We start from the raw sequence: 13,075 nt of genomic DNA on the forward strand, positions 1-13,075 counted from the left end.
ACTTCCGCCGCCTGCTCGCATGGCTGGCGCTTCTGTGGGCCTTGTTCCTGAGCGTCCTCGACGACGCCAACGCCTCAAATCGCCGACTAATCGCCGCTTAAATCGCGTTCTTCACGGGCGACGAATTAATGTTCGCTGCTCCGTTTGAATCTCTGGCGTGCCTGTGAAACGCTTCAACTATTTTGCGGTCGCCTGTAGATTGGCTCCAGCCATCCTCGGATTCGACCGACAATTTTTTTAAGATATCCTGCTTTAGTTCCTCGCCTAGTGGAAAGTTAACCTCTTTGCTTGGTCCGGCTCCCAAGACGAAGACAGTCTTACTGCGAAACATTCGACGACCTTGGAGTGTCGGGTGAATAAAAGATCATGGCTGGCACGTGGCCAGCCATGAGACGAAGTCATTATTAAAAATGGCTCAACTGCACCCCGTCGTGCTGCCACACGTCTCGCACTTCAAACACGTCCCGTTGCGCACCAAAGTAAAATTCGCGCACTCAGGGCAGGCTTCGCCGACATAGCCCTTCATGCGCGCTTCGGCGCGTTTCTCGGCGACGCCATGCACTGTCTTCGTCGGCTCGGTCCAGCCGAGCGACGACAGCGCCGCCGCCTCGCGCACGGCCTCCGGCGTCGGTTCCGATCTCAACGCCGTCGCGCCGCCGCCCTGCACCACCATCAGCCGGTCGGTCTTGGAGCGCAGCAGACCGCGCGAGACGACGGAATTCGTCTCCGGCGCCTTGCCTTCATGCTGACCCTTGCCGAGCACGTCATGGCCGATGTCGTCGGGCGAGACATGGGCGAGATCGTTGCGGCCGAGATAGGAGACGGCAAGCTCGCGGAACACATAGTCGAGGATCGACGTGGCGTTCTTGATCGCGTCATTGCCCTGCACCGGTCCCGCCGGTTCAAAGCGGGTGAAGGTGAAGGCGTCGACATATTCCTCGAGCGGCACGCCATATTGCAGGCCGAGCGAAATCGCGATGGCGAAATTATTCATCAACGAACGGAAGGCCGCGCCCTCCTTATGCATGTCGATGAAGATTTCGCCCAGGCGTCCGTCGGCATATTCGCCGGTGCGCAGATAAACCTTGTGGCCGCCGACCGCCGCCTTCTGCGTATAGCCCTTGCGCCGGTCGGGCAGCTTCTCGCGTTCGCGGATCACCTGATGCACGACGCGTTCGACGATGCGCTCGGCGATCGCTGCGGCGCGCGCCGGCATCGTCGCGGTCACGACTTCCTCGATCGCGTCCATCGCGTCGATGTCGTCGTCGCCGGCGATGAGCTGCGCGGAGAGCGGCTGCGAAAGCTTGGAGCCGTCGCGATAAAGCGCATTGGCTTTGAGCCCGAGGCGCCAGGACAGAAGATAGGCCTGTTCGCAATCCTCGATCGACGCGTCATTCGGCATGTTGATGGTCTTGCTGATCGCGCCCGAGATGAAGGGCTGCGCCGCCGCCATCATCCGGATATGCGACTCGACCGAAAGATAACGCTTGCCAGTGCGCCCGCAGGGATTGGCGCAGTCGAACACAGGATAATGTTCGCGCTTTAAGTGCGGCGCGCCTTCGAGAGTCATCGCGCCGCAGACATGAATATTCGCCGCTTCGATCTCGGATTTGGCGAAGCCGAGATGGGAGAGAAGATCGAAGTTCTTGTCGTCGAGGGAGGCCGCCGGAACTTTCAAAGTCTCGGTGAGGAAGTCGGGCCCGAGCGTCCATTTGTTGAAGACGAATTTGATGTCGAAGGCGGAAGGCAGCGCCGCTTCGACCGCGGCGATCTTCTCGTCGGTGAAGCCGCGTGCGCGCAGACTTGCGGTGTTGATCGCGGGCGCGTTGGAGAGTGACGCGTGGCCGACGGCGTAAGCCTCGATCTCGGCGATTTCGCTCTCGCGATAGCCAAGCGCGCGAAGCCCTTCCGGCACGGCGCGGTTGACGATCTTCAGATAACCGCCGCCGGCGAGCTTCTTGAATTTCACCAGCGCGAAATCGGGCTCGATGCCGGTCGTGTCGCAATCCATCACGAGGCCGATCGTGCCGGTCGGCGCGACGACGGTGACCTGCGCATTGCGATAGCCGTAGAGTTCGCCTTGCGCGAGCGCTTTGTCCCAGGCGGCGCCGGCGCGCTCGATCAAGAGCTGATCGGGACAGGCGGCTTTGTCGAGCGGCACGGGCGCAATCGCGAGCTTTTCATAGCCGGCGCGTTCGCCATGGGCGGCGCGGCGATGATTGCGGATCACCCGCAGCATCGCCTCGCGATTCTCCATGAAGCGCACGAAGGGTCCGCGCTCCTTGGCGATTTCGGCGGACGTCGCATAGCAAACGCCGGTCATGATCGCCGACAGCGCGCCGGCGATGGCGCGGCCCGCCTCGCTGTCATAGGCGACGCCCGACGACATCAAGAGACCGCCGACATTGGCGAAGCCAAGACCCAGCGTGCGATAGTCGTAGGAAAGCTGCGCGATCTCCTTTGACGGAAACTGCGCCATCAGCACGGAGATTTCGAGCACGATGGTCCACAACCGCACGGCGTGCTCGTAAGAGTCGACATCGATGCGCTTGGTCTCGGGATCGCGGAACTGCAACAGGTTCAGCGACGCGAGATTACAGGCCGTGTCGTCGAGGAACATATATTCCGAACACGGATTCGACGCACGGATGGGACCGCCAGCGGGGCAGGTATGCCAGTCGTTGATCGTCGTATGGAACTGAATGCCGGGATCGGCGGAAGCCCAGGCGGCGTAGCCGATCTTCTCCCACAATTCGCGCGCCTTCAGCGTCTTCGAGACCTTGCCGTCGAGGCGCTTGATGAGTGACCAGTCGCCGTCCTTCTCGACCGCGTGCAGGAATTCGTCGGTGACGCGCACGGAATTGTTCGAGTTCTGGCCGGAGACGGTGAGATAGGCTTCGCTGTCCCAGTCCGTGTCATAGGTGTCGAACCTAATGTCCTTGTAGCCCTGCCTGGCGAACTGGATGACGCGCTTGATGTAATTGTCCGGCACGTCATTTCTGCGCGCGAGCTTGATCTCGCGTTTCAGCGCCGGATTGATCTCGGGGTTGAAGCAATCGTCGCCGGGCCCTTCGCAATTCACGCAGGCGCGCATGATCGCCTTCAAATGCTTCTTGACGATCTTCGATCCGGTGACGAGCGAGGCGACCTTCTCTTCTTCCTTCACCTTCCAGTCGATGAATTGCTCGACGTCCGGATGATCGATGTCGACGACGACCATTTTCGCGGCGCGCCGCGTCGTGCCGCCGGATTTGATCGCGCCTGCGGCGCGGTCGCCGATCTTGAGGAAGGACATCAGCCCCGAAGAGGAGCCGCCGCCCGAAAGCTTTTCCTTCTCGCCGCGCAGCTTCGAGAAATTGGTGCCGGTGCCTGAGCCATATTTAAAGAGCCGCGCCTCGCGCACCCAGAGATCCATGATGCCGCCGTCATTGACGAGATCGTCGGCGATCGACTGGATGAAACAGGCGTGCGGCTGCGGATGCTCATAGGCCGATTTCGACTTCACCATCTTGCCGTTGGCGTAGTCGACATAGAAGTGGCCCTGGCTCGGACCGTCGACGCCGTAGGCCCAGTGCAGGCCGGTGTTGAACCATTGCGGGGAATTGGGCGCCGCCATCTGCATGGCGAGCATGTAGCGAAGCTCGTCGCTGAACGCCTGGGCGTCATCCTCCGTGTCGAAATAGCCGCCCTTCCAGCCCCAATAGGCCCAGGCGCCGGCAAGACGGTCGAAGACTTGCTTCGCTGAGATTTCGGAGACGTGGCGCTGATCCTTGGGAAGGTCTGCGAGCGCCTCCGTATCGGCGACCGAGCGCCACAGGAAGGAGGGGACGGCGTTCTCCTCGACGCGCTTGAGGCGCGCCGGCACGCCGGCCTTACGGAAATATTTCTGCGCCAGAACGTCGGCCGCAACCTGGCTCCATTGGTTCGGAACTTCGATATTGTCGAGGGAGAAGACGATGGAGCCGTCGGGATTGCGGATTTCGCTCTTCGTCGTGCGGAAGGCGACGTTCGCGTATGGAGATTCGCCAGACTTGGTGTAGCGCCGCTCAATTTTCATGGTTCCATCCCCTCAAGGCGCAGGCGTCCGCCCACGCGCAGCCGTTCGCCGGCCCGCGACGCCGTCAGATAATTGCAATACGCAGGACGCGTGCGCCCCATTGCGACGCTCAGGACCGCCGCCGGGACAGGAACACGCAGATAACTAGAAAGCGCGCTGACGCCTCGCTCGCGCTTGCTGCGCTGGAACGTCTGGAGGAGCGTTCTTCGCCGCGTCATCGCAGCTCCTAAGCTGTGCGAGTCTTCCGCCTGCGTCAACAAGATATTGTGTCGGGTATTAAAAAATCGACAATATGTGGAAAATTTAGTGGATTTCGGGGAAAATTCCAGATGGCTGGCGCGCAGCGTCGGCCATTCCGAGAGATTCGGCAAGGGGAGTCATTTGGCCGACGCCGTGAGATCGAAACCGCCGCAGTCTCAGATCGATCCGTGATACAAGCCTCTCCGCTCGATCCATGCCTAACGGGGATTCCGATGATGAAATCTCGCTCCTTCGTAATCTTGATGGCGATTGCGGCGGCGGGCGTAATTTCGTCGCGCGGCGTCGAGGCGGCTGACGCGGCTGATGTGGCCGCCGCCAATACGGCCTTCTACGCAGCGCTGAACAAGATTTTCGTGGGCGACGTCGAGCCGATGCGCGAGGTCTGGTCGCATGCTGACGACATCAGCTACATGGGCCCGAACGGGCGGTTTGAGATCGGCTGGGCGGATGTTTCCAAGGACTGGGACCGACAGGCCGCTTTAAAGCTCGGCGGCCATGTGGAGCCTGTCGAGACGCACGCCGTGGTCGGCGACGTCCTGGCCGTCATCAGCAATTACGAGCAGGGCGAAAATACGAACGCCAAGGACAAGACCGAGCGCGTACGCTTAAGGGCGACGAATGTCTACCGGCTGGAGCAGGGCAAATGGAAAATGGTCGGCCACCACACCGATCTGCTTCCCTATCTCGCGAAGTGAGCTGTTGGAGCCGGCGCTGACCGGTTCTTTGTGAGTCCGCTTGGAGAACTGAGCAGCATTTGCACACTCGCGCGCGTCTCGGCGGCGAGCGCCTTGCGGTCCTTGCCGCTCGTCTCGATCGCTGCGCCGAAGCTAATGTGACACTGCGCGCGGCCTTGTTTCATCAGGCTCCACAGATGCGGCAGAAAAGTCATGTCGCCGTACCATCCGACATCGATCCGGTTCGCGCCATCAGAATAGGCGATCGCGACGGGCGCGAGCGTCGGCGCTTCGCCGGGCGCGTTCATCAATTCCAGCGGCGCGAAATGCGCAGAGCGGAAGGGCAAAACCTCGGCGCCGTCGCTCGACGTGCCTTCGGGAAAGACGACGAGGTCGTGGCCGGCGCGCAGAACGTCCGCGAGCGCGTCATTGACGCGCGCGACATCCTGCCTCGCGCCGCGTTCGACGAAGATCGTGCCTTGCAGCCGCGCCAGCAGTCCGAGGACGGGCCAGCGGGCGACTTCGCTCTTCGCCAGGAAGACGAAAGGCGAGACGCTCGCGAGGGCGATAATGTCGGTCCATGACACATGGTTCGCGACGACGAAGCGCGGCGCAGACGAGGGCAGGGCGCCGCGCGCCTTGACCTTCACGCCGATGACGGCGCAAACCGTGCGGCAGAAGCCCGTCTGAATCGCATGCTGAATCGGCCAGCCGCGCCGGCGCGCCAATGCCTGTACTGGGACGAGAAAGACAAAAGCGCCCGTCAGCGTGAGAGCGAAGGCGAGTGCGCGCAGATAGGGCATGGCGCGCAGATGGCCGGCCTATACGACGCTCTCGTGACACTCGGCGCATCTGCGCTTGACGCCGCCGCTTCAGGCGTCCTTATGTGCGCCCTGCCGCCCCATGCCGGCGGCCGAGGTCAGGCTTCTCGGGAGAAACTAATGACGTTTGTGCTTGCGCGCCGCGCCTTTGCCGTTGCGGCCCTGTCGCTTCTTTCCGCCGAGCTGCTCGCCGGGCCGGCCTTTGCGCATGGCCCGTCGCGCCAGAAGGTCGTTGAAAAAATCGAGATCGACGCGCCCGCCGCGAAGGTTTGGGAGATCATCGGCAATTTCCAGGATATGAGCTGGCATCCTGCCGTCGCCAAGGTGGAAGGAACCGGCGGTAATGCCGTCGACGCCAAGCGCAAGCTGACTTTGACGAGCGGCGGCGTCATCGACGAGTCGCTCACCAAATATGACGCCGAGGGCAAGTCGATGAGCTACAAGATTGACGCCGTCGATGTGAAAGTGCTGCCGGTCAACAATTATTCGTCGACGATTTCGGTGAAGGACGAAGGCGGCAAGAGCGTCGTCGAATGGAAGGGCGCTTTTTATCGCGGCTTCATGAACAATGATCCGCCGCCTGAGCTTTCCGATGAGGCGGCGGTGATGGCGGTGACGAATGTCTACGCGTCAGGTCTCGCCGCGCTCAAATCCAAGGCGGAGGGCAAGTAAGCGCCGCGCCATGCGCCAAGCGCCAGTAGAACGCGACATGACGCGCCGCGCGTTTCTTGGCGGCGCGGCTGCCTTCACAGTCTGCGCGCCGCTCGCCGCGCGGGCGGCGCATGGCGCTTCGCCGCTTAAAGTGATCGAGACGGGAATCGTCGACGCGCCGCCCGACAAAGTATGGGCGGTCGTCAGCGATTTTGCTCACGCTGACTGGCTGCCCGGCGTCGCCCGCGTCGAAGCCTCTGGCGACGATGTTCCCGATAAGGCGCGGCGCAGGCTGACCATGGCCGACGGCGGCGTCATCGATGAACTGCTGACCAAGCGCGACGCCGAGCGGATGATGCTCGGCCTGCATCGCGAGGGCGACGATCTGAAACGTCTGCCAGCGACGAACTACACCGCGCTGATCACGCTGCGGCCAGCGGAGAACGGCGCGACGCAAGTCGAGTGGAAAGCGCGCTTCTATCGCGGCTTTCCCAACAATGATCCGCCGCCGGAACTGAACGACGACGTCGCTATCGCCGCGGTGACGGCGCTGCAGCGCGCCTATCTCGCGGCGTTGAAGGCGAAGGTTGAGGGGAGATGAGGCGTCGCCCCGTCATGCCCGCGCTTGTCGCGGGCATCCACGCCAAGACGACTCGTCGCCTCGCAGAAATGGCGGTCGAGGGCTTCGCGCTCGCGTGGATGGCCGGGACAAGCCCGGCCATGACGGCGGGAGCGTTTCTCTCCGTCACCAATCTCACCTCCCCCGCCATCGCTGCGGAAGCCTTTGTCACCGCACAAGGCGCCGATGCGCTTTCAATCGTCGATCTTTCCAAAATGGAGACCGTCGCGACGCTGCCGATCGGCGGCAAGCCGGCGGGAATCGCCGTGTCGCGCGATGGCGCCCGCGCCTTCGTCACCAGTCCCGAAGGCAAGTTTCTCACCATTGTCGACGCCGCGACGCGCAAGATCGAGAAGCGGATTCCGGTCGAAGGCGGACCGCTCGGCGTCGCGGCGAGTCCCGACGGCAAGCGCGTCTATGTCGCCGATCTTTACGGCCGGCGCCTTATCGAAATCGATCTCGCAAGCGGCGCCCAGCGCAGCGTCGGCGTCGGCGCGATGGCGTCGGGCGTCGCCGTTGCGCCGGACGCGCAAACGATTGTCGTCGCCGACCGCGACGACAATGCGCTTTCCGTGATCGACGCCGCGACATTTGCACGAGTGGCGACCGTACCGGTCGGCAAACATCCCTTCGGGGTGACGATCGACGCTTCCGGAAAGCGCGCCTATTCCGCCAATGTCGAGTCGGATGACGTCAGCGTCATCGATCTTGCCGCGCGCAAAGTCGTCGCGACGCTCAAATCCGGCAGCCGGCCCTACACGGTAGCGCTCGCCAAGGGCCGAATCTTCGTCGCCAATCAGCACGGCGACAGCGTCAGCGTCTTTGACGCCGAGACACTGGCGCCGCTGGAGACTCTGAAGGTCGGCGAATATCCGGAGGGTCTTGCGGCGAGTAGCGACGGCGCGCGCGTCTATGTCGCCAACTGGTTCTCGAACGAGCTTTGGGCGCTCGACGCGCAGACGCTCGAAGTCGTCGGCAAGGCCGAAACCGGCGACGGCCCGCGCGCCTTCGGCGCTTTCATTCGCGACGCCGAGTGATCTCGCCGTCATACGGCGTTCGTTGGAACGGCTAGGATGTCATTCTCGACGCGCGCAACGCGCGCGATCGGGAATCCAGAGCAAAACCAGCATTCTTGGATCGGCTCTAGATTCCCGATCAGGCCTTCGGCCTGCCGGGAATGACAGGGCCCGAGGGATCAGGCGGAACTGGCGTCGCGGTTAAGTTCGATGTGCTCGGGCCGCACGCCCAGTCCGATGAGCTGCGCCGGAAACCGGCGCAGCAGGGGAACAGCGTTGAACAGTCGCAGCGCCAGAGGCGGCTCCAACGGCTTCTCGGCCGAGAGCACGCTGCGCACCACGCGATTTTGAACGGCGAGTTGGATCGCTTGCGTCACCCGCGTCGGAAACGCCCGCCGCCGCTCGACGGCGGCGAGGTCGTCGTCCTTCAGCGCATTATTGCGCAGCTTCTCGGCGAGTAGATTGGCGGCGGCGACCGCGTCCTGAATGGCGAGATTGACCCCGACGCCGCCGACCGGCGACATGGCGTGCGCTGCGTCGCCGATGCAGAGCAGTCCCGGCCGGCTCCAGGTCTTGAGGCGATTGACCTGGACGGTCAGCAGGTTCACGTCGCTCCATTCCTTGAGCGTCTCGACGCGGTCGCCGAGGAAGGGCGTCAGGCGCGCGATCGACTCTCGAAACGCCTCAATTCCTTTCTCGCGCAGTTCCTCGGCGCCGCCTTTCGGAATGACGCAGCCGCATTGCCAATAGGCGCCGCGATCGATCATCACGAGCATGCGGCCGGGCGCGAGGCGGCCGAAGCTCTCGTCGGGGTCTGTCTCCTTGCGCGGCAGTTTGAACCACAGCACATCCATCGGCGCGCCGAAATCCTCGACGGGAAGCTTGGCGTCGTCGCGCATGTGCGAACCGCGCCCATCGGCGGCGATGACGAGCTTAGCCTCGATTTTCTGTTCTCGTTCAGGCCCCGTCGCTGAAACGCCGCAGACGCGGTCGCCGTCGAACAAGAGGTTTTCCGCCGCCGTCCGCATCAACAGCCGAAAGTTCGGCAAGGCGCGCGCATGTTCGGCGATGAAATCGAGAAAATCCCATTGCGGCATGAAGGCGATGAAATTGCATTTGCCCGGCAGGCTTGAGAAATCAGCGACCTTGTATCGACGCTCGCCGATCTGGGCCGAAAGCTCATAGGCTCTATGGTGCGGGAGCTTCAGGAATTCGTCGAGCATCCCGAGTTCTTCCATGAGCCGCAGGGTCGAGGGGTGAATGGTGTCGCCCCGGAAGTCGCGCAGAAAATCGGCGTGTTTCTCGAGGACGATCACGTCGACGCCGGCCCCGGCGAGGAGAAATCCGGCCATCAGCCCGGCCGGACCGCCGCCGACGACGCAGCATTGGGTGGAAAGCTTTTCGGACATGCTGTGCTCCGTTTCCGGCCCCGCCAAGCGCGAGCGTGAGCGACGATTTCGACGGGCCGCCGGAAGGCTGGACATTGACGCCGGCAGACGCAATAAGGGTCCTCGAAATTCGAGGACTCCAAATTCATGTCCTACATCATTCGCTTCTTCACCTGGTGGAACCGCGCCACGCTCAGCACCGGCCTGTGGACGCTACTTTACGGCGAGCGGGTCGGCGAAGACGAATTCGGCAATGTCTATTACCGCCGGCGCGGCGGCAAAATCGACAAGGCGCTCGGGATTGAACGGCGCTGGGTGATTTATAAGGGCTATTGCGAAGGCTCGGCCACGCCGCCCGGCTGGTACGGCTGGCTGCATCACACCGTGGACACGCCGCCGACCGAGGAGACCTACCGGGCGCGCTCGTGGGAGCTGCCGTATCAGCCAAATCTGACCGGAACGCCGCAGGCCTATCGGCCGCCGGGCTCCCAGCTTGCGATGGGCGAGCGTCCGCCCGCGGGCGGCGATTACGCCGCTTGGCGGCCTGAAGGCTAAAGCGGCGCGCTCCTTGGAAACGCCTTTGTTGCCTGTTCTGTTCGCCCGCCCCCTGTCCGGGCCCGCGGAGAATCATGCGGTGATCGGATGAAATTGCCCCTGTCCCTGGCGTCAGCGGCCGTCGGCGCCTGGGCGTTTTTCGCGGGCGGCGCCTTGGCCGATCCGATCCGACATCCGACAGCGGTTTTCGCCGGGCTCGACAAGACCACCGGCCGTATCATCAATTTCGACGTCGCCATCGATGAAACCGTGCAGTTCGGAACGCTTCAGGTGACGCCGCGCGTCTGCAACACGAGGCCGCAGACCGAGACGCCGCAAACGACGAGTTTCGTCGAGGTGGACGAGCTTCTTCTCAAATCCGAGCGCGGCGCCGATCGGCAGCCGGAAGCCGCCAAGGCCGACGCCAAGCAGGAGGCCAAGCGAATCTTCTCGGGCTGGATGTTCGCCGCCAGTCCTGGCCTCCATGGCGTCGAGCACCCCGTCTATGACGTCTGGCTCGTCGACTGCAAGGGCGGCAAGGAGACCACGGCGCCGCCCGCCGAGTCTGTGACAGCGCCTGCGCCCGCAGCTCCGGCCGCCGAGGCTGAAACGACCGCTCCGCCCGAAACCGGCAAGAAGCGGCGCTCGCGCCGGGTCGAGCCTGAGGCTCCGCCGCCGATGGAAAATCAGCCCATCGGACCTGCCGATCAGGTTGCGCCGGCGCCCATCGATCCCGAAGCCGGCGAGGCGCCGCCGGAGGAACCTCCGGCGGAGCCCCCTCCGAGACGAAAGAAGAGGCGACGCGGCGGCGAACAGTCCGCGCCGCCAGTGCCGCCGGCGAACGTGCCCTTCTAATTCGCCAGCGCGGCAAGGGCCCTCGTCCCGGTCACGCGCGTGGATTTCGGCCAGACATAGAAGTTGGCTTTCGTCGCGAGCGCCTGTTCGAGAGTGCTGTGATACGCGTCCCGCGAAATCTCGATCGCGCCGAGCGAGGCGAGATGCGGCGTAATGAACTGCGTGTCGAGCAATTGGAAGTGGCCCGCTCTCAGCCGGGCGACAAGATGGGTGAGCGCGACCTTCGAGGTGTCGCGCTCAAGATGAAACATGCTTTCGCCGAAAAAGGCGCTTCCCAAAGCGACGCCGTATAATCCCCCGACCAGACGGCCTTCGCGGCGGCACTCCACGGTATGTGCGTAGCCAAGATCGAAAAGCTCGCGGTAAAGCCGTCGGATTTCGGCGTTGATCCAGGTGCGTTCGCGGCGGAATGCCGGCGCGGCGCAGGCGTCGATCACCGCGTCGAAGTCACGATCGACGGCCACTTCGAAACGATCTGACCTTACGGTCTTGGCCAGGGAGCGCGACACGGCGAAACCGTCGAGCGGGAAAATGGCGCGCCGCTCCGGATCGACCCAGTAAAGCTGGTCGTCTTCGGCGCTTTCGGCCATCGGAAAAAGTCCGATGGAATAGGCGCGAAGCAGAAGATGCGGGGTGATCGCGTAGGGAGCGTTGAGGCGCGACATCTCTTCAAGGATAGCGGCGCGAGAAGGCTGCGCCACCCCGACGCGCGGACTTTCTTTCGAAAAGTCGAATTAATTTTTGGTCGTGGAGTTGAGCTGCGCGCCACGCCGGTCGACGGCGTCCTCGCCTCTAATTCCGGGACGCGAAGTCTCTGGCTTGATCCTTCGCCCTTAAAAGCCGGTCTCGATGCCGCCCGTCGCCAAGAAATGCTCCAGCCAATGAATGTCATAAATTCCGTTCTGAACGTCGGCGTTGCGCACCAGCGTTCGAAACAGCGGAAGCGTGGTGTCGATGCCGTCGACAATGAATTCGTCGAGCGCGCGACGCAGGCGCATCAGCGCCTCGGTTCGGTTGCGCCCGTGAACGATCAGCTTGCCGATGAGCGAGTCGTAGTTCGGCGGGATGACATAGCCCTGATAGACCGCCGAATCGACGCGCACGCCGACGCCGCCCGGCGGATGATAATAGGCGATGCGCCCCGGCGACGGCCGGAAGCTGACGGGGTGTTCGGCGTTTACCCGGCACTCGATGGCGTGGCCGTAGAACCAGATGTCTTCCTGGCGCAAGGAGAGCGGCGAGCCGGCCGCCACTCTGATCTGTTCGCAAACGAGATCGACGCCAGTGATCGACTCGGTCACCGGATGCTCGACCTGAATGCGCGTATTCATTTCGATGAAATAAAATTCGCCGTTTTCATAAAGGAACTCGATCGTGCCGGCGCCGGCATATTGCATGTCGCGCATGGCGCGCGCGCAGATTTCGCCGATCTCCATGCGCTGCGCGTCATTGAGCGCAGGCGAAGGGCTTTCTTCCCAGACCTTCTGGTGACGACGCTGAAGCGAGCAGTCGCGTTCGCCAAGATGTACGGCCTGGCCCTTGCCGTCGCCGAAGATTTGAACCTCGATATGGCGGGGCTTGTCGAGAAACTTTTCGATGTAAACCGTGTCGTCGCCGAAGGCGGCCTTGGCCTCGGTGCGCGCGGTGGCGACGGCGATCGCAAGGTCGTGCGCGTTCTGCGCCGCCTTCATGCCGCGGCCGCCGCCGCCGGACGCCGCCTTCACCAGAACCGGGAAGCCGATTTTTTCGGCGACCTTCATCGCTTCCTTCTCGCCCAGGACTGGCCCGTCTGATCCGGGTACGCAGGGGATGCCGAGCTTCTTCGCCGTCGCCTTGGCCTCGATCTTGTCGCCCATCAGTCGGATGTGCTCGGATTTCGGTCCGATGAAGGTGATGTTGTGCTCTTCGAGAATTTCCGCGAAGCGGGCGTTCTCTGAAAGAAAGCCGTAGCCCGGATGCACGGCGTCAGCGCCGGTAATTTCGCAGGCGGAGAGCAGGGCAGGGATATTGAGATAGGAATCGCGCGCCGCCGCCGGTCCGATGCAGACCGACTCGTCGGCGAGCTTGACATGCATGGCGTCGGCGTCGGCGGTCGAATGAACGGCGACCGTCGCAACCCCTAATTCCTTGGCCGCCCTCAGGATGCGCAGAGCAATTTCGCCGCGGTTGGCGATGAGGATTTTATCGAACATCCCTCGC

At 63.0% G+C, this 13,075-nt stretch carries 12 protein-coding genes; 6 read left to right on the plus strand and 6 right to left on the minus strand.

All coding sequences use genetic code 11. The features are described from left to right. Positions 1–415: 415 nt before the first annotated feature. Entirely contained in the window at positions 416–4,057 is a 3,642-nt protein-coding gene (locus AB7I51_RS12655) for a vitamin B12-dependent ribonucleotide reductase (protein ID WP_428404572.1), read from the minus strand. Further along, complete coding sequence (locus AB7I51_RS12660; RefSeq protein ID WP_428404573.1) at positions 4,054–4,428, minus strand: hypothetical protein; 375 nt, start codon at positions 4,426–4,428, stop codon at positions 4,054–4,056. Before AB7I51_RS12660 ends, AB7I51_RS12655 begins: the two co-directional genes overlap by 4 nt. A 102-nt stretch (positions 4,429–4,530) precedes the next feature. On the opposite strand from AB7I51_RS12660, the gene AB7I51_RS12665 reads away from it, so the two are divergent. Beyond that, a complete protein-coding gene (locus AB7I51_RS12665; RefSeq protein WP_428404574.1) occupies positions 4,531–5,013 on the plus strand; it encodes a YybH family protein in 483 nt (160 codons plus the stop codon). On the opposite strand, the gene AB7I51_RS12670 is transcribed toward AB7I51_RS12665, so the two are convergent. Further along, on the minus strand, positions 4,998–5,795 hold the full coding sequence (locus AB7I51_RS12670; protein ID WP_428404575.1) for a lysophospholipid acyltransferase family protein: 798 nt from the start codon (positions 5,793–5,795) through the stop codon (positions 4,998–5,000). The genes AB7I51_RS12665 and AB7I51_RS12670 overlap by 16 nt on opposite strands. A gap of 138 nt (positions 5,796–5,933) precedes the next feature. On the opposite strand from AB7I51_RS12670, the gene AB7I51_RS12675 reads away from it, so the two are divergent. The 3 genes from AB7I51_RS12675 (at position 5,934) to AB7I51_RS12685 (ending at position 8,120) form a co-directional block, all read left to right on the plus strand. Then, positions 5,934–6,485, plus strand: a complete 552-nt coding sequence (locus AB7I51_RS12675) for an SRPBCC family protein (RefSeq protein WP_428404576.1) — start codon at positions 5,934–5,936, stop codon at positions 6,483–6,485. Between the two features lie 37 nt (positions 6,486–6,522). Continuing rightward, positions 6,523–7,065: an SRPBCC family protein gene (locus AB7I51_RS12680; protein WP_428404577.1), complete on the plus strand. Its 543-nt coding sequence runs from the start codon at positions 6,523–6,525 to the stop codon at positions 7,063–7,065. A gap of 119 nt (positions 7,066–7,184) precedes the next feature. Next, a complete protein-coding gene (locus AB7I51_RS12685) occupies positions 7,185–8,120 on the plus strand; it encodes a YncE family protein (RefSeq protein WP_428404600.1) in 936 nt (311 codons plus the stop codon). A 158-nt stretch (positions 8,121–8,278) separates the two neighbouring features. Here AB7I51_RS12685 and AB7I51_RS12690 read toward each other — a convergent pair whose 3' ends face one another. Beyond that, positions 8,279–9,508 carry an FAD-dependent oxidoreductase gene (locus AB7I51_RS12690; protein ID WP_428404578.1) on the minus strand — a complete coding sequence of 410 codons (1,230 nt, stop codon included), beginning with the start codon at positions 9,506–9,508 and terminating at the stop codon, positions 8,279–8,281. Between the two features lie 126 nt (positions 9,509–9,634). Between AB7I51_RS12690 and AB7I51_RS12695 the strand changes: the two genes are divergently transcribed. Both AB7I51_RS12695 and AB7I51_RS12700 read left to right on the plus strand, forming a co-directional pair. Then, on the plus strand, positions 9,635–10,042 hold the full coding sequence (locus tag AB7I51_RS12695) for an NADH:ubiquinone oxidoreductase subunit NDUFA12 (protein WP_428404579.1): 408 nt from the start codon (positions 9,635–9,637) through the stop codon (positions 10,040–10,042). 87 nt (positions 10,043–10,129) lie between these two features. Beyond that, entirely contained in the window at positions 10,130–10,876 is a 747-nt protein-coding gene (locus AB7I51_RS12700; RefSeq protein WP_428404580.1) for a DUF2155 domain-containing protein, read from the plus strand. Here AB7I51_RS12700 and aat read toward each other — a convergent pair. Together aat and accC are read right to left on the minus strand one after the other, a co-directional pair. Beyond that, a complete protein-coding gene (gene aat, locus AB7I51_RS12705; protein ID WP_428404601.1) occupies positions 10,873–11,541 on the minus strand; it encodes a leucyl/phenylalanyl-tRNA--protein transferase in 669 nt (222 codons plus the stop codon). The two genes, AB7I51_RS12700 and aat, sit on opposite strands and share 4 nt — an antisense overlap. A 168-nt stretch (positions 11,542–11,709) precedes the next feature. Continuing rightward, complete coding sequence (accC, locus tag AB7I51_RS12710) at positions 11,710–13,068, minus strand: acetyl-CoA carboxylase biotin carboxylase subunit (protein ID WP_428404581.1); 1,359 nt, start codon at positions 13,066–13,068, stop codon at positions 11,710–11,712. Positions 13,069–13,075 lie beyond the last annotated feature (7 nt).

This window comes from Methylocystis sp., from assembly GCF_050246715.1.
Lineage (GTDB): Bacteria > Pseudomonadota > Alphaproteobacteria > Rhizobiales > Beijerinckiaceae > Methylocystis.

What these genes read in the sequence shown, in the direction of transcription:
- AB7I51_RS12655 (WP_428404572.1), bottom strand. Translation starts at nt 4,057, where the DNA reads ATGAAAATTGAGCGGCGCTACACCAAGTCTGGCGAATCTCCATACGCG.
- AB7I51_RS12665 (WP_428404574.1), top strand. Translation starts at nt 4,531, where the DNA reads ATGATGAAATCTCGCTCCTTCGTAATCTTGATGGCGATTGCGGCGGCG.
- AB7I51_RS12670 (WP_428404575.1), bottom strand. Translation starts at nt 5,795, where the DNA reads ATGCCCTATCTGCGCGCACTCGCCTTCGCTCTCACGCTGACGGGCGCT.
- AB7I51_RS12675 (WP_428404576.1), top strand. Translation starts at nt 5,934, where the DNA reads ATGACGTTTGTGCTTGCGCGCCGCGCCTTTGCCGTTGCGGCCCTGTCG.
- AB7I51_RS12680 (WP_428404577.1), top strand. Translation starts at nt 6,523, where the DNA reads ATGACGCGCCGCGCGTTTCTTGGCGGCGCGGCTGCCTTCACAGTCTGC.
- AB7I51_RS12685 (WP_428404600.1), top strand. Translation starts at nt 7,185, where the DNA reads ATGACGGCGGGAGCGTTTCTCTCCGTCACCAATCTCACCTCCCCCGCC.
- AB7I51_RS12690 (WP_428404578.1), bottom strand. Translation starts at nt 9,508, where the DNA reads ATGTCCGAAAAGCTTTCCACCCAATGCTGCGTCGTCGGCGGCGGTCCG.
- AB7I51_RS12695 (WP_428404579.1), top strand. Translation starts at nt 9,635, where the DNA reads ATGTCCTACATCATTCGCTTCTTCACCTGGTGGAACCGCGCCACGCTC.
- AB7I51_RS12700 (WP_428404580.1), top strand. Translation starts at nt 10,130, where the DNA reads ATGAAATTGCCCCTGTCCCTGGCGTCAGCGGCCGTCGGCGCCTGGGCG.
- aat (WP_428404601.1), bottom strand. Translation starts at nt 11,541, where the DNA reads ATGTCGCGCCTCAACGCTCCCTACGCGATCACCCCGCATCTTCTGCTT.
- accC (WP_428404581.1), bottom strand. Translation starts at nt 13,068, where the DNA reads ATGTTCGATAAAATCCTCATCGCCAACCGCGGCGAAATTGCTCTGCGC.